This is a genomic window from Streptomyces sp. NBC_00012 (assembly GCF_045040875.1).
Classification (GTDB): Bacteria; Actinomycetota; Actinomycetes; order Streptomycetales; family Streptomycetaceae; genus Streptomyces.
The window spans coordinates 2,169,016-2,194,310 of record NZ_CP108309.1 but is presented as its reverse complement, the minus strand read 5'-3'; the positions used below and the strand labels follow the sequence as shown (position 1 = coordinate 2,194,310).

Here is a 25,295-nt window from a genome sequence, read left to right as displayed (position 1 = left end):
ATCGGGCGGCGGCGGAGGGCAACGGGGTCATGACGGACCTGGAGGACAGTGCCGGTGGCCAAAGCGCCGGACGGAACCGACCGGTGGGGCCCCAGAGGTACGCCGGGGCGGAGGACGTCGACGAGCCGGACGCGCTCTTCCTGCCGCTCGGGGCGCCCCTGGAAATCGGATCCGACGGCCGACCGACCGGCGTGGAGCTGGAGCTGCCCGCCGACGAAGAGGGCGAGGACTACAGCGACGCCGACGGCATCTCCGCCCCGTTCCGGCCCGACAGCATCAAGATCCATACGGAGACCACCACCGTGGATCTGCTGCTGTCCCGGCTGCGGGAGGGCATGATCGACCTCGCGCCGGACTTCCAGCGCCGGGCCGGGATCTGGAGCGACCGTTCGCAGAGCCGGCTGATCGAGTCGCTGCTGCTGCGCATCCCGATCTCCAACTTCCACATGGCCCAGGACGACGAGGACAAGTGGGCCGTGGTGGACGGCGTCCAGCGGCTCACCGCCATCGCCCGGTTCATGGAGCCCAAGGTCACGGGCCTCGGCCCGCTGACCCTCCGGGGCCTGGACTACCTCTGGAGATTCAACGGCAGCACGTACCAGGACCTGACCGGGCGGCTGAAGATCCGGTTGCGTGAAACCCAGCTCACCGTCCACATCATGCAGCAGGGCACCCCGGAGGCCGTCAAGTACAACGTGTTCTCCCGGATCAACACCGGCGGCATGCCACTGAAACCGCAGGAGCTGCGGCACGCACTGGTGCGGGGTCCCGTCCGGGCGTTTCTCGCCGACCTGGCCGAGGACCCGGCATTCGGTGAAGCCACCCGGTGGAGCGTGTCCGACGAACGGATGGCCGACCGGGAGATGGTGCTGCGCTTCCTCGCCTTCCGCCTGACCAATCCGGCCGAACACACCGAGAAGGACTTCGACCAGTTCCTCACCAACGCGATGTACAAGGTCAACGGCCTTGCCGAGGAGCGGCGGGAGCAGCTGACACGAGAGTTCCGGGTGGCCATGGGGTGCGCGCGGGAACTGTTCGGTGAGCACGCCTTCCGCAAGTGGCGTGGGGGGCAGCGGAGTTCCCCCGCTGTCAACAAAGCGCTGTTCGAGACGATCTCCGTCCATCTCGCGCTACTCGACGATCACGAGCGGGACAGACTGGTAGCGTCTCGGGCGAAGGTGCACAGCAGGTTCTTCGAGCTCATGGACGACTGGGACTTCGACCGGTCGATCTCCGTGGGCACTGGGGATCCGGGGAAGGTACGCACCCGATTCCAGGAAGTGGCACGACTGTTCCGAGGGGTGGCCGAACAGTGATCGACTGTCTGACGCTGCACAACTTCAAGGCGTTCCAACAGGCGGAGCTCCAGCTCGGCCCGCTCACCCTTCTCACCGGACTCAACTCGTCCGGCAAGAGCAGCGTCCTCCAGTCGATCGCCCTGCTGCGTCAGTCCTTCGAGGCGGGCGATCTCGCGGTCTCCGAGCGCCGGTCCGAGGCACGACGGGGCGGATCCCAGGGGAGTGTCGCCGATCAGGGCTTCCTGCTCAACGGCGAACTCGTCGGCCTCGGCACCGGTGTCGACGTCCTGCACGAGGACTTCCCGGGAGGCGGCGAGCCCCTGATCGGCCTCGGTGTCGACGAGGGCCCGTACCACTACGGCTGGCTCGTCGAGTACGAGGCCGAGCAGAACCTGCTGCCCCTGTTCCAAGCGGATCTTCCGCTGACCTCGGAGGGGGCCGCCGCGCCCACCGGACCCGAGGCCGTTACGCCGTCGTTTTTCACCGCCCCCTTCCAGTACCTGCACGCCGATCGGATCTCGCCCGCCGAGTTCTACCCGCGCGACCACCACGCGGTCATCGGCCGCGGCTTCCTCGGCGTACGTGGCGAACACACCGTCAACTTCCTGCGGCACCACGCGGGGGACCCGGTTCTCGAAGGGCCGTTGCGTCATCCGCGTGCCGCGTCCGTCCTGCTGCGCGACCAGGCCGCCGCCTGGATGGGCGATCTGTGCCCCGGGGTGGACATCCAGGCGGACGCCATCGAGGGTGCCGACGCCGTACGCCTCTCGTACGGGTTTCAGGGCCAGGAGGGCGCCACCCGGCGCCGCCGTCCCAGCAACGTCGGATTCGGTCTCACCTACGTCCTGCCCATTGTGGTCGCCTGCCTCACAGCCCGCCCCAGCTCCCTGGTCCTCCTGGAGAACCCGGAGGCGCACCTGCACCCGCAAGGCCAGACCCGGATGGCGGAGCTCGCCGCCGCGGCCGCCGCGCAGGGTGCTCAGGTGATCATGGAGACCCATAGTGACCACGTCCTCAACGGCGTACGGCTCGCCGTGAAAAAGGGACGCCTCGCCCCCGAACAGGCGGTGTTCCACTACTTTCGCGGGGACGGCACCGGGGTGGAGGTCGTCAGTCCGCGGGTCAATCCGGACGGCAAGCTCGACCAGTGGCCCACCGGGTTCTTCGACGAGCTGGAGAACACGCTCGACCAGCTCATCGGCTGACACCTGCCGGGGAGGGCGAGCAAGGCGCACACATCGTGGCGGAGGGGGAGACATGCCGCAGCTGTTCCTGAACGAGAAGTCCTGTGAGACGACGGCCGACCCGGACCGGGTCAACCGCGCCATGACCGAGATGGTCAAGGCCGTCCTCGCCGTCGCCAGAGAGGACCGGCGGGGCACGGCACTGGTCACCCAGGAGAGCTCCCTGATGGCGTTACAGCTGGCCCAGGGGCACCACATCAGCAAGTGGATGGGAGCTCAGGGCACCGAGGAACTGCGGGTGCTGCTGAAGCGTCTTGAGGACAAGTCGCCCTACGAGACGGTCTTCCCCGAAGGCGAGACCTTCTCCGACATCGCGTACCGTCACGGCGGTGAGCCCGTGAAAGGGCTGGGCTTCGCGCATCTGCTGGGCGGGATCGGTATCTCCTTGCCGCTGGAGGCCCGTTGGGTCGAGGACCGGATCACCCTCGTCCAGGAAGAGCTCGTGGACGACGAGGACACCGGCTCCGTGCTCACCGAGGTGGAGGTCCGGCACGCCGCCCATGCTGAGCATGTCGACTCCCACCTGCCGTGGATCCGTGAGGAGAAGGAAGCCGCCCTGCGCGGCGATCTGAGTGCCATGCGCACCGGGGCCGAGCTGTGGGAACGGTGCACCGATCTCTTCCCTCACCTTCGCTTCCTTCCTCACGTCGAAGCACAAGTGCGGGAGCTGAAGCAGTACTGGGTCCACCCGGTCCGCAAGCGGCTCGCGGAGATGGACCGCGCGGTCCTGCTCTGGGACGAGGCGGCCGAGCCCGAGGGACCCCAGTGGGGTTCGATCGTGACGCCGGAGCACTCGGCTCGCAAGCGTGACCACTGCCTCTTCACCGACCTCGACGGCGTGTCCAAGTACTTCGACACCCACCTGCGCTTCACACCCGACGAGGGACGGCTGCACTTCCGGTTCATGAAGGAGATCCGGCGGGTCCACATTGCCCACATCGGGCGGAAGCTCGGCATCTGAGGCCCATCTGAGCCGCCAGGCCGCCCCCGTTACCGTAGGGCGGTGAACGGGCGCTCCTGCCTGCCCCGCTTTCACCCGCCCCACCAGCACCAAGGAGGACCGCGCGTGCGTCCCACACTCGCCGCCGACCAGGTACGGGCCAGTCTGAGCCAGTACCTCGCGACGACGTACGCGCTGGCCGACGAGAGCACCCGCCGCGCCCTGGAGGGCTTCCTCGGCGACGCCGACGACGGCATCTTCCGCGGCCCCTACCTCCGCATCCGCACACCCTTCCGGAGCGCCGAGGGCGACGACTGGCAGCGGCACCTGACCTGGTGGCCCCGCGACTTCACCCCGCACCGGCACCAGGAGCTCGCCTGGGAGCGGCTGTCCACGCTGCACGGGCCGGCGCGGCCCACCCTCGTCACCACCGGCACCGGGTCGGGGAAGACCGAGTCGTTCCTGATCCCGCTGCTCGACCACTGCCGCCGCGAGCGTGAGGCGGGCCGGGAGGGCGTCAAGGCGATCCTGCTCTACCCCATGAACGCCCTCGCCACCGACCAGGCCCACCGCATCAACAAGCGGCTCGACGACCCCCGGGACACCCGGCTGCGTGATGCGGGTGTGCGGGCCGGGCTCTACATCGGCGACAAGCCGTCGCAGGAGTTCAAGCAGGCCAACCCCGCGATCACCGTCGACCGGGACGAGATCCGGCGCACCCGGCCGGACATCCTGATCACCAACTACAAGATGCTCGACCTGCTCCTCCAGCGTCCCGAGGACCAGCGGCTGTGGCAGGACCCCGCGCTCGCGTACGTCGTCCTCGACGAGTTCCACACCTATGACGGTGCCCAGGGCACGGATGTCGCCATGCTGCTGCGCCGCCTCGGGTCCGTCACCGGACTCGCGGAACCCGGCCGCCCGCTGGGGCCGGTCTGCCCCGTCGCCACGTCGGCCACGCTGGGGGAGAACGGCCCCGGCGGGACCGGGCGGGCGGGCGGCGGGCCCGGCATGCTGGAGGTCGCCGAGCAGGTCTTCGGCGTGCCGTTCCCGCTCGAGTCGGTCGTCGGTGAGGATCGGCGCTCCACCAAGGACTTCACCGGCGAGAGCGACTTCACGCTGCCGTTCCCCTCCCCGCAGGAGGTCGCCGAGCTCGGCGACCCCACCCGCGATCCGGACGCCATGGACGGCCTCGTCGCCGCGTTCACCGGTCTGAACGGGCCCAGCCCGGAGGAGCTCGGCGGCGTGCTGCGCCGCCACCGGCTCACCGCCGCCGTCCTGGAGATTCTCGACGGCACCCCCAGGACCCTCGCCGAGATCACCGAGGTACTGCCTCGCTACGCCTACCACTGGGGCATGGCCGTGCAGCAACGGCCGCGCATCGCCGCCCAGGCACTCGCCCGCTACATCGCCCTCCTGTCGTACGCCCGCGACCCCGAGCACCCCGGGCGGCCCCTGCTGGCCATCGAGATCCACCACTGGGTACGGTCGGTCTCCCGTGTGCTGCGCGGCATCAGCGCGGCCCGTGCCGAGTTCCGCTGGGACGATGAACGCGTCACCTCTCACGGCGCACTGGCCCGCAAGGACCACGGAGCGGCCGCCCGGACCTCGCCGTACGACGGGGAGGGCCCCGTCGTACCGGCCGACGTGGCCGAGCAGGCCGCCGTACCGGCCGACGACAGCGCCCCGCCGCCCGCCGAGGTGTTCCTGCCGGCGGTCTTCTGCCGCGAGTGCGGACGCTCCGGCTGGGCCGCGTACTCGCCGGAGGTCGACCCGGCCGAGCTCGACCTGAACGCCTCGAAGATCCGCCGTGCCTCGGTCGGCCGCGACAAGCGCCGGGTGCGCAACATGATCGCCGCGACCCCGCAGGAAGTGCACGACGCCGCCTTCGCGGCCGGGGCGGAACGCCGACGTGGTGGACCCGCCGTCATGGTCCTGGAAGGTGCCGGCGGACGGCTGCGCCCCCTCTCGCCCGAGACCGACTTCACCGCTCCCGCCGACGGCGACGGACCCCGTCGGCCCAGGCCCCTCCACAACGCCGCGTTCGTCCACGCCGACCTCGACGGCGACCGGGCCGCCGAACGCGACCAGTGCCCCGCCTGCCGCACCTTCAACTCCATCCGCTACCTCGGCACCGGCCTCGCCGCGCTCGCCGCCGCGGCCGTCACCCAGCTCTTCACCGGCGGCGAACTGGACAAGAACAAGGGCGAGAACAAGACCCTCCTCTTCAACGACTCCGTCCAGGACGCCGCCCACCGCGCCGGATACGTCGCCAGCCGCTCCTACACGTTCTCGCTGCGCGCGCTGCTCGCCAGCCGCATCGACGAGGACGAGCCGATCACCCTGAGCGATCTGGCCGCCGACCTGATCGCCGACGTCGTCGACAGCAAGGCGGTGCAGGCCGCCGTCATCCCGCCGGACCTGCACCTGATCCGGGGCGTGGACACCCTGCTCTCCGGACGCAGCCGCGGGTCCCGGGCCACCTGGGAACTGATCGCGCAGCGCCTGGCGTTCGCCACCGTCATGGAGTTCGGCCTGCGGTCCCGGCAGGGCCGCACCCTGGAACTCACCCGCACCGTCGCCGCCGACGTGCCCCTGCCGGACGCCGACGCCGTCGCCGACCTCGTGCGGGAGACGCTGCTCACCACGCCCGGAGAGATCGCGCTGCCCGACGGATCGGTGCCCGGCCCCGACCGGTACACCGGCTTCGTCCGGGGCCTGCTGGAGCGGCTGCGTATCCGGGGTGCCGTCCGGCACGCATGGCTGGACCCCTGGCTCGACCAGGCAGGGGTGCGCCGGTGGGCGATCTGGGGCGGACGCGAGACCGGCATGCCGGCCTTCCCCCGCGGGGTCTCCGCGCCCGCGTTCCTGCTCGGCGCCCCCAAGCAGGGCAGTGAGGACTTCGACGTCCTCACCGGCCGACTCGGCTGGTACCAGGACTGGGCCGTACGTGCTCTCGGGCTGCGCAGGGAGGCCGCCACCGACTTCCTGACCCGGCTGCTGCCCGCCCTCGCCGACACCGGGGTCCTCGCCGTGCGCACCGCACTCGACGGGGCCACTCGCGTCTACGGCCTCCAGCCCGGACACATCCAGGTCCGCAGACTCGCCGACGACACGCTGCCCGACGCCACCGCGCACTGCCCGGTCTGTTTCTGGGAGCAGACCGTCCACCCCGACCTCGCCGACCAGTGGCACGGACAGCCGTGTCCGCGCTACCGCTGCGCCGGAATCCTCGCCACCGGTCGCGACCTCGACAGCGGCCTGCGGCAACGGGACTTCACCGACGACTTCTACCGGCGTATGTACCGCGAGGCCGGCGTATTCACGATCAACACGGCGGAACACACGGGCACACTCAGCCGCGCCCAACGAGAGGCCGTCGAGAAGGCCTTCCGCGAGGGCACCGACGTCCACTACGCCAACCCGCAGGTGCTGTCCTGCACCCCCACCCTCGAACTCGGCATCGACATCGGCGACCTGTCGGCCGTCGTTCTCGCCTCCCTGCCGAAGGGGCCGGCCAACTACATCCAGCGTGTGGGCCGGGCCGGTCGGTCCACCGGTAACGCGTATCTGCTCACCATGGTCGACCGCGGTCCGCGCGACCGCTATTACCTGGAAGAACCCCGGCTCATGATCGCCGGGGACGTTCTGCCGCCCGGCTGCTACCTGTCCGCGGCCGAGATCCTGCGCCGCCAGTACCTCGCCCATCTCCTCGACCTCGCGGGCGCCGGACGGCTGACCGCCCCCGACGGGACGCCACTGCGGCCGCTGCCCCAACGCGCCACCGATCTGTTCGGGGCCTCGGGCTGGCAGGCCGAGTTCGCCGAAGCCGCGCTCGCCGACGGACAACGGCTCGTGCAGGGCTTCCTCGACCTGTTTCCCGCGTACGACGAGAGCCGCGGCACCGGCGTCAGTCCGCAGGCCCGCGCCGCCCTCGTCACCTACGCGACCGACCCCGGCGAGGAGGGACTGGGAGGCGCCCTGGAAGCCGCGTGCCGGCGCTGGGAGGACCGCCGCGCCGACCTGCAGCGCCGGACCGAGGCCATCGACCGGGCCCACGGACTGCTCGTCGCCGGCGACCCCGACCAGGAGCGGCAGGGGCGCGAACTGCGTGCCGAGCGCCGGGACGTGGCACGCGTCTCCCGCGAGATCAGCCGTACCACCGCGCACGGCGCGCTCGTCGACCTCGGCCTGCTGCCGAACTACAGCCTGATCGACTCGGCCACCGAACTGGAGGCCACCCTCACCTGGACGGAGAAGCAGGCCGACGGCACCCGTAAGGACCACAGCAAGACCCTCCACCACAGTCGCCCCGCGCGCCTCGCCCTCTCCGAATTCGCCCCTGGCAACCACTACTACGCCCAGGGCTACAAGCACCGTGTCACCGGACTGGACATCGGCAGTCCCGGCCGCCCGGCCTGGATCTGGTGGCGCGTCTGCCCCGACTGCGGGCACGTCCGCACCCACCGTGCCGAGCAGGACCCCTCGCCCTGCCCCCGCTGCCGGTCCGCGGCCATCGGAGACGTCGGCTGCCTGCACAAGGTCCTGGTGCCGCGCCGCGTCACCTCCCGGGACGAACGCGACGACGTCCGCGTCCGCGACGACAGCGACGAGCGGGAGAGGCGGCACTACACCGTCGTGCCCGCCGTCGACATCGACGCGAAAGACGTCGAACAGGCGTGGAAGCACGAACACGCCACCTTCGGTTGGGAGTTCACCCGCCAGGCACGCATCCGCCACATCAACACCGGAGCCACCCGGGTGGACGGCGGCGCCGACACGTCCTTCGCCGGGCGGGAGGTCCGCCTCAATCCCTTCTGGGTCTGCGACGCGTGCGGCTTCGCGGACCCCGACGGCGGGCCCGTCGCCCAGGACACCGGTGACGCGGCCGCATACGGCAAGTACCACCGGCCCTGGTGCCCCAGGAGGCGTGGCGGGGCGGATATCGCACGGCGGGGCGAGAAGGTGCTGCTCGCCCACGAGCTGCGCACCGACGCCCTGCGCATCCTCATCCCCGCCGTCACCGCCCACACCCAGGAACGGCTCGTCTCCTTCAAGGCGCTGCTGCTGGCCGGTATCGCCCGCAGCTACGGCGGCGACCCCGACCACCTCGCCGTCGTCACCGACTCCATGCCCGAGGAACGCGGCGAGGCCGCCCTGCGCCGTCACTTCCTCGTGCTGTACGACACGCTGCCCGGGGGCACCGGATATCTGCACCGCCTCGCCGGCCAGGACGGGCTCAGGGGCGTCCTGGACGACGCCCGCCAGGTGATCGAGACCTGCGTGTGCGTCGGCCAGGGCCGGCCCGCGTGCCACCGTTGCCTGCTGCGGCACGTCACCGACGGCGAGTACGAACTCGTCTCCCGCGAGCACGCGCTGGACATGCTCGGTGACCTCTTCGGCCGCACCGCCGACCGGTGGAGTACCGAACCCGTCGCCACCGCCCGGGACATCACCCTCGTGCACCAGGTGGAGAGCGAACTGGAGGCACTCTTCCGGCGCGGGCTGCTCGAATGGGCCGAGCGGGTGGACGAGGTCAGCGTCCGCACCGCGCTCACCGCCGACGGCACCAGGGACACGACCCTGCGCTTCACCGCACCCGACGGCACGGTCCGCGGCTGGCAGATGCAGACGCAGACGCCGCTCGGCTTCACCCGGCCCGACGTCGTCTTCCACAGCACCGACGACGACCGGCGGGTGGCCGTCTACCTCGACGGCTATCGCTACCACGCGAGCCCCGAGCACCTCACCGCCGAGGACGACGCAGGCAAACGCACCCGCCTGCGGGCGGAAGGCTGGCAGGTCTTCCAGCTCACCTGGGACGACGTGCAGGCGTGGACAGGGCGGACGAAGCCGCAGGCCGACCCCGTCTGGAAGCCGTACCCGAACACCGCGCAGAAGACGGCCATGGACGTCCACCGGCGCATGCACGGTGGAGACACCCGGGACCTGTCGCGCTTCGTGTGGGCCAACCCCGTCGAGACACTGATCGGGTACCTCACCGACCCGGACCCCGACGCCTGGCGGCGCCGCACCCAGAGCGCGCTCGCGGGCTTCGCCGCCGTGTCGGCGACCAGCAGGGCGCTGGCCGACGGCCAGGAAACCGGCCGCAGGATCGACGAGGCGCTGCACGGGCGGCGGCTCGCCGGAGGACAGGGCGCCGTCCAGGTCATGGCGACGCGGGACACATCCGGGTGTCCGCTCACCATCGCGCTCGACCTGCGCAGGGGACAGACCGGGGCGGCCTGGACCGCACTGACCGTGCTCGACGACAGCACGGACACGGTCACGGCGGACGAGGCCGCCCACCGGCGGCGCTGGCAGGCCTGGCTCTACTGGAGCAACCTGCTCCAGTTCCTCGACGCGGGCGAGGGAGAAGGGGTCCAGCTCACGGCCGGCATGCTGCCGGGATTCGACGCGGCCGAACTGGCGGTCACCGGCGGCGCAGGGTGGCTCACCTCCCAGCGGCGGGCACACGAACCCGAGGCGGTCGGGCAGACCGCAGAGGAGGCCCCCGCGGCCGTCCGCGACCCCGCCTGGGACGAGGTCATCGAGTTCCTCATCGACGACCCCGGTCTCCCCGGCCTCGCCCGTGTCCTCGCCGGCCTCGGCCTGCCCGCGCCCGAGGCCGGCTACGAACTCGGAGCAGCCGCCTGGCCTGCCGAACTCGCCTGGCCTGCCCGGCGGATCGGCGTTGTCCTCGCGCACCGGCCGGACCCGGGCAACAACCGGGACATCGACGCCGAACAACGCGACCGGGCCTACCGGGACGCGGGCTGGCAGGTTCGCACCGCGACGGAATGGGACGCCGACGAACTCGCCGGGCTGGTGAGCCCAGTCGCCGGTCCGGCCACGAACGAACACGAGGAGAACGAGCGATGACGGTCACCGGCGCGCCCAGGACTGGCGTGACCCTGCGCCTGCTGGACAAGGCCGACAAGGAAATCGTCAAACTGGACCGCGCCGTCCTCGGCGCGTTCTACAAGTTCCAGCACGACTTCCGCCGCAACCCGGACGCCGGCGGCTTCGACCTCAAGCAGCTGGAAGGCCACGACCGGCTCTGGTCGGCGCGCGTCAACCGCGAGTGGCGGGCCCTGATGATCCGCCTGGGCGGTGACGACTGGCTTCTCGTCTCGGTCAAGCACCGCGGCCACGTCCACAAGAACCTGGACCGGCTCAACTACGGCATCAACCACATCACCGGCGCCATCGAATACGTGGACCTTCAGGTCGTCGAGGAGCACGTGCAGCGCCGCGAACCCACGCCGCCCGCAACCCCCGCTCCGGAACCCGCCCCCCGCAGGCCGGTAGAAGAGCACCTGTTCGCCGCGTACACCGACGAACAGCTCGCGGACCTAGGCGTCGCCGAACCGCTCATCCCGATCGTCCGGAAACTCACCACGGACGACGAACTGCTCGGTCTCGCCGAGTACGCGCCCCGCCACACCGGGGAGGTCCTCCTGCGGCTGCGCGACGGCGTCCCCTACGACGCGGTCATGGACCAGGTCACCGCGCCCGTCGCCGTGAGTGAACCCGAGCAGAACCTCGACACCGACGACTGGCAGGCGGCCGTCGACCGCTCCCAGACCGTGGTGATCACCGACGACGAGTCCCTGCAGAGCATCCTGGAGGAGGGCGACTTCGGGCGATGGAAGATCTTCCTCCACCCCACCCAGGAAAAGCTGGTCCACCGGCGCTACTCCGGCCCGGCACGGGTCGGCGGCGGGCCGGGGACGGGCAAGACGATCGTCGCCCTCCACCGTGTGTGCCACCTGGTGCGAGGGCTCCCGCCCGGTCGCAACAAGCCCGTCCTGCTCACCACGTTCAACAAGAACCTCGCCGCCGATCTGCGGGCCCGGCTCCTCTCGCTCGGCGGCCCCGACGTACTCGCCCGGGTCGACATCGCCCACGTCGACCAGCTCGCGACCCGCCTCGTCAGCGAGGCCGACCCGGGCAGCGCCAAGCGGCGGATCGACGACACAGCAGCCTTGCGTGAGTGGCGGGAGCTGCTGGTGGAGGCGGGGGAGACCCGCTGGAGCGCCGAGTTCCTCAGTGACGAGTGGAACCAGGTCATCCTCGGCCAGGCCGTGACCTCCCGGAGCGACTACTTCGCCGCCCGGCGCGCGGGCCGAGGACGCAGCGTCACACGTGCCGAGCGAGCCGGCATCTGGCAGCTCGCCGAACGTTTCACCCAGCGCCTGGAGACCAAGGGGCTGGAGACCCACCGGCAGGTCGCCGAGCGAGCGGCACGGCTGGAGATCGCTCGCAAGACCAGAATCGACCGGCGATCCGAGGAACGTGACGACCGGGGGGGCCTGGACAACCTCCACGTCGAGGCCGGTTCCGGTGCCTGGCTGCGCTACCGCTACCGGCACATCGTGGTCGACGAGGCGCAGGACCTCAGCGCCGCCCACTGGAAGATGCTGCGCGCCATGGTGCCGGCCGAGCCCGACGACATCTTCCTCGTCGGCGACACGCACCAGCGGATCTACGACAACCAGGTCACGCTCGGCAGCCTCGGCGTCCACATCCGCGGCCGGTCCTCCCGGTTGACCCTCAGCTACCGCACCACGCGGGAGATCCTGCGGGACGCCATCCGGGTCCTGGACGACGCGGAGTACGACGACCTCGACGGCAGTGCGGAGACGATCGCCGGATACCGCTCCGTCCTCCAAGGCTCGAGCCCGTCCCTGCGGGGCGCACGGAGTTGGGACGAGGAGATGGACCTCGTCGTCGAGCAGCTGCGCGACTGGCACGACGTGCCCCGCGAGTCCACGGCGATCTGCGTCCCCACCAACGACATGGTCACCCAGCTCGCCGACCGCCTCGCGCGACGCGGCATCACCCCGACGGAGATCACACAGGACGGACCGCGGAACGACCAGGGCGTCCACATCGGCACCATGTACCGGTTCAAGGGACTGGAGTACCGCTGCCTGATCATCGCCGGGGTGGCTGAGGGACTCGTACCCCGCACCTCTGTGGACGCGTGGGAACGCACGGACCCGAGCCGCCACCAGCGTGAACTGCACCGGGCGCGCTCGTTGCTCTTCGTCGCGGCTACCCGCGCCCGTGACGCGCTCGCCATCACCTGGCACGGTGAGCCGAGTCGCTTCCTGGCACCGCTGCTTCCGCCCCGGTGATAAGGCGCGCTTCTCCCCACCAGCGTTGCTGACCGTTGAGGCGTGATGTCGTTGAAGCGGTCGGAGTGCGAGAACGCTTGGGTGCGCTGCCAGAAGGCAGTCGTGGTGGTTCCTACGAGGAGCAGCGGCGGGCCGTGGTGGATCGGCTGCAGAAGACCCTGGAGGCCGCTGCCCTCGAGAAGGCAGCCGGTCGCTGCCGAGGCGGGCGCTATCGGGGGTGGGCGGCTTCGTCCTCACCCGGGCGCTTCGGCGCCGCTGGGACCGCCAGGGCGCCGTCCTCGACGCATGAGTGGAGGGCGTTCGACCCAGCGGCTCGCCGCCCGCGCGCTCAGGCTGTGTCCCGGTTCCCCCAGCGGTCCCGGAACCAAACCAAGGTCTCGGTGAGCAGTTTGCGGTTGTGGTCCCTCTCCAGCAATGACAGACGGAAGTTGGGACGCAGCTCCAGCTTGCCTTCCGGGATGTCGACGCCCTCCATGTCGTTGAGCCGCCTGAGGAATTCAGCACGCAATGCGCGGTCGATGAACGGTTCACGTGCGGCCAGATGCTGAAACACCACCTCCGCCGTGCCGCCGCGCCCACCGCCCGGGTAGAGCGTCAACGGCCAGATCCCACGACCTGGCGCACCCGCCTCCCCGAGCATGAGGAAAGCGCTCGTCGTGACCTGGCCCGCTCCGTGCCCGATCCAGCCGCCGAACTCCTCCCAGCGACCGAAGAGCCTCGCCTGGGAGGCCGGCCGGGATGGCGTCCTCGTCAACGTGGTCGCCCCCGGTCTCACCCTCACCGACAGTCGCCCGCCCATCCCCTCGTTCATCACCGACAAGCTCGCCGCGGGCACGCCCACGCGCCGTCTCTCCGACTCGGACGACGCCGCCAGGCTGGTGCTCTTCCTCGGCTCGGGAGCCAACGGGAACCTCACGGGCGAGGGGGTCCGCGACGGTTCGTCCGCCGCGCGCGCTGCCCACGTCGGCCCCTGACGCGCCGCACCCCCACCGGGGTTCCGTCCGATGCGGTCGCGCGGAACCCCGGCCTTTTGGCCCCGCCGGGCCCTGGAGCGCCGCTCTTCCCTCTGGCATGCTCTCGCCAAGCAACGCGCGTAGAACGAGTGAGAACCCAAGGAGGACGGGACATGTGTGAGCAGTGCGGTCCGGCCGACGGCGCCGCTGAAGAACCACAGGACCTGCGACCGGCGGGCCCGTCGCGCAGAAAGCTGATGCTCGGCGTCGGTGCCGGGCTCGGGGTGGTGTTGACGGGCGTACCGGCGCTGACCTCGTCGGCTTCGGCGGCCACGCTCAAGGACGGCCGGTGGTGCAACCCCGCCCGGGGCCACTTCCCCGCAGGGGGTTACTACGGGGCTCCGCGCGGCCCCTACCCGCACGCGGGCCAGGACGTCACCAACTCGACTGGCACGGCCGTCTACGCCGCGGCCGCCGGCACCGTGGTACGTCGCGGGAGAAGCGTCCTGTCGGGGCGCACCGGGAACGGCCTGGTCATCTCGCACGGCGGTGGGCGGTACACCTACTACGGGCACCTCAGCGCGTTCCGGGTCCCGCTCAACGCCAAGGTCGCCGCAGGACAGCGCATCGCCGACATGGGCGCCACGGGCAATGTGACCGGCCCCCACCTCCACTTCGAGACCCACAGCGGAGGGCTGGGTGCCACGGTCAACCCGGTCTCGTACCTCGCCGCCCGGGGCGTGGACCTGGGCGGTGGCTGGCCGGCCATCGACCCCGGCGCCGTGGGCGCGACCGTGAAGGCCGTCCAGTACCTGATCACCCGGCGCGGTACCGCGCTGGCCACCGATGGCGACTACGGCTCGGTTTCGGTCGCAGCGGTCAAGAAGTTCCAGTCCTCCCGAGGTCTGGTGGCGGACGGTCAGATCGGTCCGAAGACCTGGCCGAGCTTGGTCTACTCGCTCAAGCGGGGTAGCTCCGGAGAGCATGTGCGCGGCCTTCAGGTGGTGCTGAACAAGCACAGCGCGGGGCTCGCCGTCGACGGCGACTACGGCTCGGTGACCAACTCTGCCGTCCGCGCCTATCAGAGCGTCAACCGCCTCGCCGTCGACGGTGAGGCAGGCCCGAAGACCTGGGAGGCCCTCGTCGGGTGACGGCGGTGCCGGTTGACGGTGCGACTGTGGGCGGGGTGGTCGGCACGTTGTCCACCCCGCCGCATCGCGCAGGGCTTTCCCGCATGATGGGAGGTCGATCACGGATCGCCGAGGAAGCCGGGTACGTATGAACGCGATATTTGACTTACAGCCGTTGAGGACGGATCGGCTGACGCTCCGCCTGTTCGCGGAGACCGACCTGGACGATATGTACGCGTATCAAGGACTGCCCGAGGTGGCCAGGTATCTGTACCGGCCGCCGCGTGATCGCGCGCGCTGCGCGGAGGTCATCGAACTCATCGGACAGGGCACCCCCTGGAAGGAGGACGGCGACAGCCTCACGCTGGCGGTCTGCCGTCGCGACGCACCCGGGGTGATCGGTGAGGTGATGGTCTCGCTGTCGGCCGCGCACACCGGGCAGGCCGAGATCGGATGGGTCTTCCACCCCGACCACGGGGGCCGGGGCTATGCCACCGAGGCCGCACTCGCCCTGCGCGATCTGGCCTTTCAACAGCTTTCCGTGCACCGCGTGTTCGCCCGCGTCGATGTGGAGAACGCGGCCTCCGTGCGGATCTGCGAGCGGCTGTCGATGCGCCGGGAGGCGCACTTGATCGAGAACGATCGCGACGACCGGGGCTGGGGCAGCGAGTACGTCTACGCGATCCTCGCCCGGGAGGCCGAAACCACCCGGACCGACCAGGGCCCGCGACCGTGCACCGGCATCCTTGACGAGATGGGCTGACCATGACCGGAACGGACGCGACAGCGGACACGCTGAAGGGCAGGCTCCAGGAGCTCGACCGCCGGGCCGTGCTGCGCAGCGCGGAGATCGTCGCGCAGGTCCGCGACGACCAGTGGGACGATCCCACCCCGTGCGGCACCTGGTCGCTGCGGCGTCTCCTCGCCCATATGGCCGCACAACACCTCGGCTTCGCCGCGGCCGCCGAGGGCGGACCGGTCGACGAGGCGGTCTGGCAGGAGACGCCGCTCGACGACCCCCGCCACGCGTACGCCGACTCCGTCGACCGGGTCCTCGACGCGTTCGCCGAAGACGGCGTACTGGACCGCGAGGTCGTCCTGCCGTGGATCCACCCGACGTTGAGGTTCGCGGCCCCGCGCGCGATCGGCTTCCACCTCGTGGACTACGTGGTGCACGGCTGGGACGTCGCGGCTTCGCTCGGCATCCGGGCGGCGTACGACGAGGACCTCGTGCTTGCCGCCGCCGAAGTGGCCCGCAAGGAGGTGCCTGACGGGCCGTCGCGGGAGCGGCCCGGTGCTTCGTTCCGCCCGGCGGTCGAGCTTGCCGGCGCGGCGAGCGCCGAGGACCGCCTGCTCGCGGCGCTGGGCCGCGACCCGCGGTGGTCGCCGAAGTAAGGGGTTCAGTCGCCGCTCTCGGGGGCCGGCCGACCCCCGAGAGCGCGGCTCTGGCCCCGGAACTCGGCGATCGGCACCCCGTCCGAACGGCGCACGGTCACGTCGTACACGCCGCTGCGCCCGGCGCGGCTCCGCTCCACCGCCTCCGCGACCAGGTCGTCGCCCACTTCGGCGGGGCGGAGGAAGGTGACCTGTGCCCCCTGGGCCACGGTCGCCGGGCCGTGCGTGTGTTGCAGGCGAAAGCGAAGGCCGCGTCGGCCAGCAGGAAGAGGAAGCCGCCGTGCCCCGTGCCGTGGCCGTTCACCATGGTCTCCGCGACCCGCATCCCCACGGTCGCCCGGCCCGGCCAGGCGTCCCGCAGGTCGATGCCGAGCAGTTCACAGGTGCGGTCCTTGGCGTACAGGTCCTCGGCGCGGCGGCGGGCCGCTCGGGCAGGCGTTCCGACGGGCCTCTTCGGTGCTGGGCGGGGTGGACCGCGGTGCGGGCGGCGCCCATGCGCTCGCCGTCCTGTACGACCTGGACGAGGCACTGGGGGAAAGCCGCGTGCTTGCCGACGTGTTGCCGGGACTGCCGGCCGCCGCCATGCCCGGGGACCAGGCCGCGGCCGGCACCGAGGAGCTGATGCGGCAGTCCGCCCAGGTCGCCGACCGGGTCGGGAGCGAACGCGGCGCGCCGCGACCAACTGCGCCCGGTTCTCCAGTGTCAGGCTCCACGGTCGGCCCTTGCGGACCGCATCCCTGGCTGAGGATGCTGTCCGGGCTGCATGAGCGGTTCGCTGGGCGTTTTGGCGGTCAGCGCGCGACGAACTGCGTCAGAATCGCCTGCACCTCATAAATGTTGACCCCCTTGGTGAAGGTCTTCTCGATCGGTGTCGCGCTCCCCGACACCCAGATCTTCAGCTCGGCATCCAGGTCGAAGTGGCCGGCCGTCTCGACGGAGAAGTGCGTGATGCTGCGGTACGGCAGCGAGTGGTACTCGACCTTCTTGCCGGTCAGCCCCTGCTTGTCGATAAGGATCATGCGCCGGTCCGTGAGCAGGATGGCGTCACGTATCAGCTGATAGGCGCCGTGGACCTGCTCTCCTTGGCCAAGCAGCCGGGCGTACTCCTGCGCCGCCTTGCCCGGATCGATGGTGTGCGCGTTGCCGAACAGTGCCACTGGGGTCCCCGTCTGCCGCCCTGCCGTTCTGTCCTTCGGTCGTTCAGTGAACGGGTGAGTCCGTGGGCGAGTTCCCCAGCGCTCCGAGGACCCACTTGTAGTGGCCGACGGCCTCGGCGACGCCGAGTAGCCCGGTCATCCACAGCAAGGTCCCGGAGCCGAGCGCGAGTACGGCCTCGAACCGGCTGTGCGCGGCGTACGATCCGCCGAAAGTGCCCCACAGTCCGGCGATGCAGGCAGGAAGGACAGCAGCAGCCACGTGAGGCCGTACCCGGGCGCGGACTACCTGCGCACGGCGCAGGAATACACTCGCTACAGCATTCGCGAGAAGTACCCATGAGATCCAGGACTGGCTGAAGAATCCGCCTCCTAACCCGCCGAGCAAGTTCATCACGGTGTGCGAGGTGACCGGTGAGGGCCCGCTCCCGGGGAAGGCCGTGACGGGAACCACCGTCGCGGTGGATTCCGAAAGCGACGCGATTCAGCCCGTCAGGGCCGCTCACGGGGTGACCACGAAGCTCGGTACGATCCCGACCTCGACCCGCCGTTCGTCGTCCACGCCTCGGCGCCTGAGTGATGGAGCGAATCATGCAAGAAGGCATGCTCGACGCTCGGGCGTGGTCGGATGCTCTCAAACTGTACGAGCGGCTGTGCACGTTCGTCGGTGTCGGTGCACGCGAACACGACGAATGGTGGCTGGACGCAGGGGCGATCATGCGGCTCGAGTTCCAGGACCCGCGGGGCTGGGAGTCCATCGACCCGTACGAGGGAGAGGAAGAGCGCCTGGAGGACCCGCTGTTCCCGTGGCTGGATACGCCGGCGACTCTTGGAGATGCGGAACGCTGTCGGTCGATGGTGCGGGGACTTCCCCGTTCGTCCGTGCGGTCGCTGATCGTCCTGCTCGGAGTCGGAACCAACCGTACGGACCTCACGGAGTCGCTGAACTGGGAGAAACACAGGCCGGAGCGGGAGCGCCGGGCGGATGCGATTCTGTCGCGTTTCGCTGACGGCACCCGCTTCTGCACCAACCTTTCCTGGAAGGGCGACCGCCCCGACTTCTACCGGCAGTCCAGCCGGGGTACAACTCCTTCAGCCAATTCGACTGGGACGCCGGTCTCATCGCCGTGAACGACGATGAAGTCGCCGTTCTCTGGAACTTCCTGTCCACCTGATCGCAACCGGCCGGGAAGCCGAGCGCTCACCGGATCCCCGACTCGAACAGCGCGGTTACGGAGGCTTCATGCTGGCAAAAGGCGCCGGCATTCGCGAGGGTTTGAATACGAAGAGTCAGTAGAACCAACAAGAGCGGGGCAGCCGGTCGAGGGCCTGTGGCCTGCCCTTCGACGGGACTTCGGGCGCCTGGACGGCTGTGCGAAACTCGACCGTGCGCCGCGCTGCACCGACCGGGCTGCCGGGTTTTGGTCAATCGGGCGGTGCGGGCGGCAAGCCTGTCACCTCGAAGGGAAGCTCTCCGGATGCGCATCGGGATCGTCGGCACCGACAACAGCCATGTCGACCAGATCGTCCGCCACCTCAACGTCGAGGAGGCGGGCGGCGACGCGCGCGTCGTGGCTCTCAGCGGTGGGCGCGGGCGGCGCAACGACGCGCTGGCGAGCACCGGAGGGATACCGGCGATCGTCGACGAGCCCACCGGCCTGCTCGGGCTGGTCGACGCCGTCGTCGTCGCGGACCGGGACGGCGCGAACCACCGGGACCAGGCGATCCCCTTCCTGGCCGAGGGCCTTCCGGTCTTCGTCGACAAGCCCCTCAGCCACACCGTCGCGGATGCCCGGGCCATGATCGACACCGCGCGCGGCCACGGTGCGCCGCTCACCTCGTCCTCGGCGCTCCGCTGGATCCCCGACACCGAGGCGCTGGTGGCCCGGTCCGCGCCGGGAGGCCGCCCGGAGCTGGTCGTGGTGTCCGGGCCCGCCGACCCCGCCGGCGACCACGGCGGGATCTTCTTCTACGGCATCCACGCGGTGGACATCGCGCTCAGGCTCGCCCCCGGCGAGATCTCCGGCGTACGGACCGACATCACCGGCACCACCGTCGTCGCATCGTTCACCGCCGGTGACACCCGCGTCGTCGTGAACCTCGTCAAGCCGGGCAGCACGGATCAGATTCCCTTTCACGCGATGACGTTCACCCGGCAGAGCATGGTCCAGCAGACCCTCACACCGGGCGCGGACTACTGCGTACCCGGCCTCGAAGTGTTTCTGGAGATGGCGCGTACCGGCAGGCCGCCGATCGGATACGGGGACCTGCTGCGCCCCGTCGAGGTTCTGGAGGCGGTCGCCACCGCCCTGCGTGAGGCGTCGTCCGACGCCCGCTGAGCCGCGCCGACGCCCGCTGAGCCGCGCTGAGTCGCGCGCACCGAACCGCACCGCCGGGCCCCCGAGGCGCGGTGCGTCATGATGCCCGCCCGGGTTGCCGGCGGGCGAAGGGCATCGGTCCGACAGGCGTATCCCGTAAGGCAATTGACCTACGGGGATCACCGTACGCGCGCGTCGGATCGCCATGAGTGATGCCTCTGTGGCCTGAGTCACAAGATCCTTGACAGTGGCCGGAGGGTTGCCGAAAGCTCGTTCATCATTGGTCTGGACCACAATGGATGGGCGGAGTTCGTGTTCGAGCTGTCGCGTGCTGCCGTGGAGAGCTGATGGATTGTCAACTATCCGATGTGCGGCTGGCGTTGTGTGAGTTATGGCAGGCGTTCGGCGCCGCCGCGCTGCTGGCCCGGTTCGGTCCCGACGTGCCCTGGCCGCATTCCTCCTGGGCTCGTGAGGCGCATGGCGCGCTGACGCCGCGACTGAGGTCGATGGTCGCCCTGGCCCGGACGCGCGGGCGCATCCCCTCGTTCCTGACCGGGGGTGTCGCCTTCCGGAAGGCGAGTGTCGCGGACGAGCTCGACGGTCTGGCGCGGACTCCGGCCGGGCTCGTCCGCGACGAGCTCGCCCGTGAGTATCCGCAGGCGTTCACCGATCCGTTGATCGCCGCCTTGATCCGCGAACCGGAAGTGCAACTCCGTTATCTGTCCTTAGAGTTGGCCAACTTCTGGCGATCGGCGATCGAGCCGCGCGGGGTCGGGCTCGCACGCTCGCTGGAGGAGGAGATCCTCTTCCGTTCGCGCACCCTGGCGATGGGCGGCGGAGCGGCGCTGCTCCGCGATCTCGGGCTCCCGGCCGAGCGCATGGACGGTGCGGACCGCGTGACCGCCGTGCCGATGCTCTTCGCGGACGGCACCCACTGGTGGTCGGTCGCCGACGGGCGGACCGTGGTCGCCTTCGCCGCGCGGGGAGCGGGGCTCCTGCACGCCGATCCGGAGCGTAGCGGCGCCGTTCCGCCACCGCGCGAGGACCGGCTGGCGATCCTGCTGGGCCGGGGGCGCGCGTCCGTGGTCCGTGAACTGGCCGTACCGATCACCACCTCCGCGCTCGCGGACCATCTGGGGCTGGCCGCGAGTACGGTCTCGCAGCACCTCTCGGCACTCGTCTCCGCGGGCGTGGTGCAACGCCACCGGGCCGGCACCCGCGTCCTGTACGAGCTGAACGGCTCGGGTGTGACGCTGACGCAGTGCCTGAGGAATCAGTGAGGCCGGCGGGGCCGTCCAGCAGGTGTGACGGACCGTCAAGTCGGAGGATGCGGGCCCCGTTCCGAGGCGATTCGGTGTACACCGAAAAGCTTGTCCGCCGCCTTGTGGTCGACAAAAGTCGAGGTGGGGAGTAGCTCGGGCCACATCCGTCACCTGACCCGGTGCCCGGCACCGACGGCCGCGCCGAAGTCGTTCCCCGGCACCCACCGCGGTGATTCGCCCGGTCCGAAAGCGCTGGGGGAGCGGCCGGTCCGCTCGGTCACCGAGAAATTCGAACCTGGAGTGACTGCATGCCGACGCCCGTCCCGTATCTGCATCGAGCCCCCTCGGACCTGCCGTACTTCAGCTCGGACGGCGAGGCCTATCTGGCGCGGATGCCCCTGAGGGACATCCGCAAGTCGAAGGAGCTGCGAGTGCTGTCCCAGGACGACTTCGACTTCTGGCAGACCTATGGGTACGTCATCGTCAGGGAGGCGATTCCCGCCGCCGCGGCGAAGCGCCTGCTGGACTTCACCTGGGGCTTCCAGGGGCTCGATCCGGCGCGGCCCGAGAGCTGGTACGAGGACCGGCCGTTCCGGACCGATCTGGACCGGGAGCTGCATGTCTACGGCTTCGTCGAGGCCTACCACCACCAGCTCATCTGGGACAGCCGACAGGCCCGGCGGGTCTATGACGCGTTCGTCGACGTGTGGGACTGCGAAGAGCTGTGGGTGACGCTGGACCGGCTCAATCTCAATCCGCCCAACATCAAGAACCGTGACCGCGCGCTCATCGCGCCCACGGACAAGGGCTTCGACATCGAGCTCCACTGGGATGTCGACACCACGCTCGGCGTACTGCCCCAAAGGGTCCAGGGGATCATCGCCCTGAACGACACCCGGCCCGAGTCGGGCGGCTTCCAGTGCTCGCCCGAGCTGTTCCGCCGGTTCGAGCAGTGGAAGACCACGCAGCCCCAGGACCGGGACCCGATCAGGCCGGACGCCGACCGGGCGGAGTTCCCCGTGGTCCGGCCCGAACTGCGCGCCGGTGACCTGCTGATCTGGAACGGGCTGCTCGCGCACGGAGTGGCACGCAACACCTCGCAGGACGGTGTGCGCGCGGTGCAGTACCTCTCCATGATGCCCGCGCTGGAGTCGCACGGAGAGCTGAGGCGGTCCCGGATCGAGTCGTGGCGCCGGCTCAGCACGCCGGACTGGAACAGGACGCTGGTCGGCGACGCCACACAACACGAATCCCTCAGGTACGGCACCGCCGCGCTGAACGGCCTCGGCGAGAGGTTGCTGGGGCTGACGTCCTGGAACGGGCAGGAATCCGAATGGGCGACGGGGGAGCCGGTATGCGCAGAATCTGCCTGACCCTTCCGACCGACAGGGCCTGCGCCGAGACGATCTCGGCGATCGGCGAGGAGGCGGACTACGCGGCCGGCCACTTCGGTGTCGAGGTCCATCTGCTGATCCTGGACTCCTCCGGGAAGCAGACGTTCACCGAGCACGCCGAGGTCGTCGCCAGGGCCCGCCGGGACCGGAACGTGATCACGCATCACCTCGGCGAAGCGGAACAGCGGGACTTCCTGCGCCGGGTGATCCGGCGTTCCGGTGCCGTCAAGCCGGACCTGATGCTCGACCTCATGCTCCCGTCCGGAGTCTCCTACGGCGCCTGCACCAACCGCGCTTTCCTGATCGCCGCCGCGCTCGGCTGCCGGTCGGTGCACCGCAGGGACTCCGACAGTACGTATCAGACCCTGAACAGTAAGACCATCTTCCCCGTCCACCATGAGCTCACCTCGCTGGGGAAGACAGCGGCGGACGCGACGGACGGTGTGTCCGAGACGGTGCTCGCCCCGGAACACACCGCCAAGCCAGTGGTGATGGTGGGCAGTTCGTTCGTGGGTGAACTGTCGGTGGACATCGGTGAGATCTCCCGGCTGGACAGCGGCATCTACCACGACGTCGTCAGCCTGTGGGCGCCTCGCCACTGGCCGGACGAGCGGAAGAGGGAGCTGGTCGACGAATCCTTCAAGGGAGCGGGCAGCGACCCGTTCGTCCGCGATCACTCGACCCTGACCCATGTCGATCCCATGCGGGTGGACATGTGCAACATCAGCTTCCTGCACGAGGTGTACGAGCGGGTGCCCCTGCCGCCCGCGAAGGACACCATCGGCAGTGACTACTTCCTGATGCACCTGGTCCACGACGGCACGCTGCCCGGCGTGCTGCACAACCGCAACATCGTGAACTTCTACACGGCAGAGCGCCGGACCGACGCCGGGTTCATGGCCTATCAGCTGCGGCTGACGAAGTTCTTCCTGTCGATGCTCTACTTCAACCTCATCTACGACCGGATGGCGGCGGCCGGTGCCACGCTGCTCGACGACGATTTCCACGTCCGGCCGGAAGTGGTGGCCGGGCTGGCCAGGGAGAGCGCCGGGGCGGACCGCGAGGAGAACGTGCACCGGCTGGACGTGCTCGATCGCTCCTACCGCGAACTGGGCGGCCGATATGCCGAGTTCGCCGACATCCTGGCATCGCGCGGCCGGCAGTGGCTCGAAGAGGCCCGATCGGACATCGAGGACTTCGCACTGCTGACCGAGGCCTGGCAATCCCTGGTGCGGGCGAGCAGGTCCACCGGCCTTCATCGGCCGGGTATGCCCACCGGCGTTCAGCAGCACAGCGGCCAGGGCGGTCCCGGGGCGTGATCACGCATCTGAACGCCCGTATGCGCGCCGCGCTGGAAGCCTCCGACGAGGACCGGATCGTCTTCGATCTCGCGGGAATCGAGGAGCAATACGACTCACTGCTCCGGGAGCTGCCCGGAATCTCCGTCCGGTTCGCCATGAAATCCTGCCCGGTGGACGAGGTGCTCGCCCGTCTCGCGGAGAAGGGGGCGGGTTTCGACGCGGCAAGTCCCAACGAGATCGCACAGGCCCTCAGGACCGGTGTGGCGGTCGACCGGGTTCATTACGGCAACACCATCAAGTCCGACGAGAACATCGCCGATGCCCACCGTCTCGGCGTGCGGACCTTCGCGACCGACAGCCTGGAGGACGTGGCGGCGATAGCGGACCGTGCCGCCGGAGCCCGGGTCTTCTGCAGACTGGCCACCAGCGGCGACGGGGCGCTGTGGGGCCTCAGCCGGAAATTCGGCTGCTCCGGAACCGACGCGGTACTCGTCATGGAGGCCGCGCGGGCGGCCGGACTGACACCGTCCGGCCTGTCCGTCCATGTCGGCTCGCAGCAAATGACGTCGGAAGCCTGGCAGGACGCCTTCGAGCGTCTCGCCGACGTGCTCACGGTCCTGAACCGGCGGGACATCTTCCCGGACCACATCAACCTCGGTGGCGGACTGCCCGCTCTCGGCTATCTCGACAGCCGCGGAATCCCCCTGGACCCTCCGGTGGACAAGATGTTCGCCGTGATCCGGGACGGAATCCAGCACCTCGGAGCGGTCTCGGAATCCCCGCTGGAATTCGTCATGGAACCGGGCCGTCATCTCGTCGCGGACCACGGCGCGATCAGGGCACATGTGGCCCGGCTCTCCTCCCGGAGACAGCCGGACGGCGAACGCGAGCACTGGCTCTATCTGAGCTGCGGAAAGTTCAACGGCCTCTACGAGATGGATCAGTTGCAGTACCGGCTGCTGTTCCCCTCCCACCCCGGGACGGAACACGTCCGGGCCGTTGTAGCGGGTCCCACGTGCGACAGCGACGACGCCTTCGACCACACGCACGATCGCGTTTCCGTACCCGGAGCCGCCGCCTCGGGAGACCCGGTCTGGATTCTCTCCAGCGGCGCCTATGCCACCGGCTACACGACCCAGGGATTCAACGGTTTCGATCCACTCCCGTACATCTGCGTCCAGGGCGAATAGATGAGCCAAGATCTGCGTGTACGACATATCTCCGGCAGCGACTGGGACGCCGTCGTGGAGCTGGAGGCCGGTGCGTACGCCGGCGTCGGACTCTCGGAGGGGCGGGCGGCGCTGCGGTCCCGGGCCGATGCCTCCCCGGCCACCTGCTTCGTACTGGACCACGGGAACCGGACGGTGGGCTATCTGCTGGCACTGCCCTACCCGATGTTCGAGTATCCGGATCTGAACCGGATGGAGGACCTCGTCCTCCACTCGCGGAACCTGCATCTGCACGATCTCGTCATCGCCGGGGAATTCCGTGGCAGGGGCCTGGCGAAATGCCTTCTGCGGCACTTCACCGCAACGGCGGGGGCGAAGGGGTACGAGGGAATCTCCCTGATCGCCGTCTCCGGCAGCGACACCTTCTGGTCGGCGAACGGATACCGGGCCCATCGGGAGGTCGCGCCTCCGACGGGTTACGGCGCGGACGCGGTGTACATGTCCCGGACCGTGCCGGGCGTCCGCACCAGGAGAACGACCCTCGCCCACGCGTCATCGCATCGGGCACCTCTGGAAGACGAAGTGAGCTGATTA

The 25,295-nt window shown here is 69.9% G+C and carries 20 protein-coding genes; 16 read left to right on the top strand and 4 right to left on the bottom strand.

All coding sequences use genetic code 11. The features are described from left to right. Window positions 1-83: 83 nt before the first annotated feature. The 5 genes from OHA19_RS10120 (at window position 84) to OHA19_RS10100 (ending at window position 12,625) form a co-directional block, all read left to right on the top strand. A complete protein-coding gene (locus tag OHA19_RS10120; protein WP_405717084.1) occupies window positions 84-1,316 on the top strand; it encodes a DUF262 domain-containing protein in 1,233 nt (410 codons plus the stop codon). Next, window positions 1,313-2,503, top strand: a complete 1,191-nt coding sequence (locus OHA19_RS10115) for a DUF3696 domain-containing protein (protein WP_405717087.1) — start codon at window positions 1,313-1,315, stop codon at window positions 2,501-2,503. Before OHA19_RS10120 ends, OHA19_RS10115 begins: the two co-directional genes overlap by 4 nt. A gap of 52 nt (window positions 2,504-2,555) precedes the next feature. Continuing rightward, a complete protein-coding gene (locus OHA19_RS10110; RefSeq protein WP_405717089.1) occupies window positions 2,556-3,503 on the top strand; it encodes a hypothetical protein in 948 nt (315 codons plus the stop codon). 105 nt (window positions 3,504-3,608) lie between these two features. Beyond that, window positions 3,609-10,364, top strand: coding sequence for a DEAD/DEAH box helicase (locus OHA19_RS10105; RefSeq protein ID WP_405717091.1), 6,756 nt, complete (start codon window positions 3,609-3,611; stop codon window positions 10,362-10,364). Beyond that, entirely contained in the window at window positions 10,361-12,625 is a 2,265-nt protein-coding gene (locus tag OHA19_RS10100; RefSeq protein ID WP_405717093.1) for a UvrD-helicase domain-containing protein, read from the top strand. The genes OHA19_RS10105 and OHA19_RS10100 overlap by 4 nt, the downstream gene beginning before the upstream one ends. Before the next feature lie 328 nt (window positions 12,626-12,953). On the opposite strand, the gene OHA19_RS10095 is transcribed toward OHA19_RS10100, so the two are convergent. Then, a complete protein-coding gene (locus OHA19_RS10095; protein WP_405717095.1) occupies window positions 12,954-13,223 on the bottom strand; it encodes a hypothetical protein in 270 nt (89 codons plus the stop codon). A gap of 58 nt (window positions 13,224-13,281) precedes the next feature. Here OHA19_RS10095 and OHA19_RS10090 point away from each other — a divergent pair, with 58 nt between their 5' ends. From OHA19_RS10090 to OHA19_RS10075, 4 genes are all read left to right on the top strand, one after another. Continuing rightward, a complete protein-coding gene (locus OHA19_RS10090) occupies window positions 13,282-13,599 on the top strand; it encodes an SDR family oxidoreductase (protein ID WP_405717097.1) in 318 nt (105 codons plus the stop codon). A gap of 263 nt (window positions 13,600-13,862) precedes the next feature. Beyond that, on the top strand, window positions 13,863-14,729 hold the full coding sequence (locus OHA19_RS10085) for a peptidoglycan-binding protein (RefSeq protein WP_405721944.1): 867 nt from the start codon (window positions 13,863-13,865) through the stop codon (window positions 14,727-14,729). A 127-nt stretch (window positions 14,730-14,856) separates the two neighbouring features. Continuing rightward, window positions 14,857-15,471 (top strand): GNAT family N-acetyltransferase, encoded by a 615-nt coding sequence (locus OHA19_RS10080; RefSeq protein WP_405717099.1) that lies wholly within the window; start codon window positions 14,857-14,859, stop codon window positions 15,469-15,471. A gap of 2 nt (window positions 15,472-15,473) precedes the next feature. Next, entirely contained in the window at window positions 15,474-16,103 is a 630-nt protein-coding gene (locus OHA19_RS10075) for a TIGR03086 family metal-binding protein (RefSeq protein WP_405717102.1), read from the top strand. Window positions 16,104-16,108: 5 nt separating this feature from the next. Here the strand turns inward: OHA19_RS10075 and OHA19_RS10070 are convergent, their stop codons facing one another. From OHA19_RS10070 to OHA19_RS10060, 3 genes are all read right to left on the bottom strand, one after another. Continuing rightward, entirely contained in the window at window positions 16,109-16,312 is a 204-nt protein-coding gene (locus tag OHA19_RS10070; RefSeq protein ID WP_405749954.1) for a hotdog domain-containing protein, read from the bottom strand. A gap of 582 nt (window positions 16,313-16,894) precedes the next feature. After that, a complete protein-coding gene (locus tag OHA19_RS10065; RefSeq protein ID WP_405717105.1) occupies window positions 16,895-17,260 on the bottom strand; it encodes a PH domain-containing protein in 366 nt (121 codons plus the stop codon). Between the two features lie 43 nt (window positions 17,261-17,303). Then, on the bottom strand, window positions 17,304-17,519 hold the full coding sequence (locus tag OHA19_RS10060; protein WP_405749953.1) for a hypothetical protein: 216 nt from the start codon (window positions 17,517-17,519) through the stop codon (window positions 17,304-17,306). A gap of 329 nt (window positions 17,520-17,848) precedes the next feature. On the opposite strand from OHA19_RS10060, the gene OHA19_RS10055 reads away from it, so the two are divergent. The 7 genes from OHA19_RS10055 (at window position 17,849) to OHA19_RS10025 (ending at window position 25,292) form a co-directional block, all read left to right on the top strand. Continuing rightward, window positions 17,849-18,388, top strand: coding sequence for a hypothetical protein (locus OHA19_RS10055; RefSeq protein ID WP_405749952.1), 540 nt, complete (start codon window positions 17,849-17,851; stop codon window positions 18,386-18,388). Between the two features lie 347 nt (window positions 18,389-18,735). After that, window positions 18,736-19,596: a Gfo/Idh/MocA family protein gene (locus OHA19_RS10050; RefSeq protein ID WP_405749950.1), complete on the top strand. Its 861-nt coding sequence runs from the start codon at window positions 18,736-18,738 to the stop codon at window positions 19,594-19,596. A 326-nt stretch (window positions 19,597-19,922) separates the two neighbouring features. Further along, window positions 19,923-20,855, top strand: a complete 933-nt coding sequence (locus OHA19_RS10045) for an ArsR/SmtB family transcription factor (protein ID WP_405749949.1) — start codon at window positions 19,923-19,925, stop codon at window positions 20,853-20,855. A gap of 290 nt (window positions 20,856-21,145) precedes the next feature. Next, window positions 21,146-22,210, top strand: coding sequence for a phytanoyl-CoA dioxygenase family protein (locus tag OHA19_RS10040; protein WP_405717119.1), 1,065 nt, complete (start codon window positions 21,146-21,148; stop codon window positions 22,208-22,210). Next, window positions 22,192-23,550 (top strand): DUF6271 family protein, encoded by a 1,359-nt coding sequence (locus OHA19_RS10035; RefSeq protein WP_405717121.1) that lies wholly within the window; start codon window positions 22,192-22,194, stop codon window positions 23,548-23,550. The genes OHA19_RS10040 and OHA19_RS10035 overlap by 19 nt, the downstream gene beginning before the upstream one ends. Before the next feature lie 20 nt (window positions 23,551-23,570). After that, complete coding sequence (locus tag OHA19_RS10030; RefSeq protein WP_405721947.1) at window positions 23,571-24,722, top strand: type III PLP-dependent enzyme; 1,152 nt, start codon at window positions 23,571-23,573, stop codon at window positions 24,720-24,722. Next, complete coding sequence (locus tag OHA19_RS10025; protein WP_405749947.1) at window positions 24,723-25,292, top strand: GNAT family N-acetyltransferase; 570 nt, start codon at window positions 24,723-24,725, stop codon at window positions 25,290-25,292. It begins immediately after the preceding gene. Window positions 25,293-25,295 lie beyond the last annotated feature (3 nt).